Origin of the sequence: Vagococcus elongatus (assembly GCF_003987645.1) — a bacterium.
Lineage (GTDB): Bacteria > Bacillota > Bacilli > Lactobacillales > Vagococcaceae > Vagococcus_A > Vagococcus_A elongatus.
In genome coordinates this window covers 1-1222 of record NZ_NGKA01000052.1, presented here as the reverse complement: position 1 = coordinate 1222, position 1222 = coordinate 1, and the positions used below count along the sequence as shown (strand labels likewise).

General features: G+C 34.5%; 1 protein-coding gene. It reads left to right on the top strand.

Annotated features, from left to right (window positions below):
• Nucleotides 1-459 precede the first annotated feature (459 nt).
• Nucleotides 460-1222, top strand: a 763-nt coding sequence (locus CBF29_RS13620) for a MucBP domain-containing protein (RefSeq protein ID WP_211334314.1), incomplete at its 3' end; no start/stop codon positions are given.

The following is a 1222-nucleotide window of genomic DNA, read 5'->3' as shown; positions in this document are numbered from 1 at the left end:
AGAATCCAGCTTCCTTAAATTTTTATCAGATTTTATCCTACTAAGTTGAAAAATAATTTTTTCTTCCACTTTTCACCACAAGAAGTGGAAGAAAAACTTTTAAAGGTTGAAGTATGAAAAATTCAGGATAATATAGCTTCAATAATTTATGTTTTCTTATTATTAGGAACAGATTTATAACAAAGGACTTAATATCTGATTATGATTCATTTCATTTAACGTATGTTGAGTAAATAAAGAATAAATACAATGTTTTTCTTTAAATGAGCAATCCTTTGTTATCAATTGATTAAGGGGGTAATCGTTCAGTCATTAGCTACTCTTCAGTTCAAATTTTTTATAGCAACATTAACAAACGTACCAATAGCTACATTATATGTTGTGTTTTGGAATTTAATTATTTTGAAAAATAAATTCTTAAATTAAAAACATTATATTAGAAAGAGGAGAGGTTTAAAAATGAAAAGAAAATTTTTCTCACTAATTGCAGTTACTATGCTTATTGTGCCAAGTTCTTTAACCAGTATTTTCTCAGCTGGGGAAGTATTCGCAGCTGAGTCAGGAAAAGAAATGATCGCTGATCAAAGCTCAACGAGTGAGCCCGTTAACCCCATAGTCCCTGATGAAAATCTTCAGCGTGTATCGCCGGATGGGACTGGCAAAATCGAGACTGAACCTGAAGTAAAATGGGGCAAAGTGATTGTTAGGTATATGGATGATTCTGGTAATAAAATAGACGAGCCAGAAATCAGAACTGGAAAAGTAGGGGCCAACTACTTATCAACTAAACGCGAGTATGAAGGCTATGAGCTAGTAGAGATACCAGCGAATGCCCGAGGCCAATTTATTGATGGTGAAATAGTTGTCACATACGTCTACAAAAAGATTGAGACTGAACCTGAAGTAAAATGGGGCAAAGTAATCGTTAGGTATATGGATGATTCTGGTAATAAAATAGACGAGCCTGAAATCAGAACTGGAAAAGTAGGGGACAACTACTTATCAACTAAACGCGAGTATAAAGACTATGAGCTAGTAGAGATACCAGCGAATGCACGAGGCCAATTTATTGATGGTGAAATAGTTGTCACATATGTCTACAAAAAGATCGAGACTGAACCTGAAGTAAAATGGGGCAAAGTGATCGTTAGGTATATGGATGATTCTGGTAATAAAATAGACGAGCCGGAAATCAGAACTGGAAAAGTAGGGGACAACTACT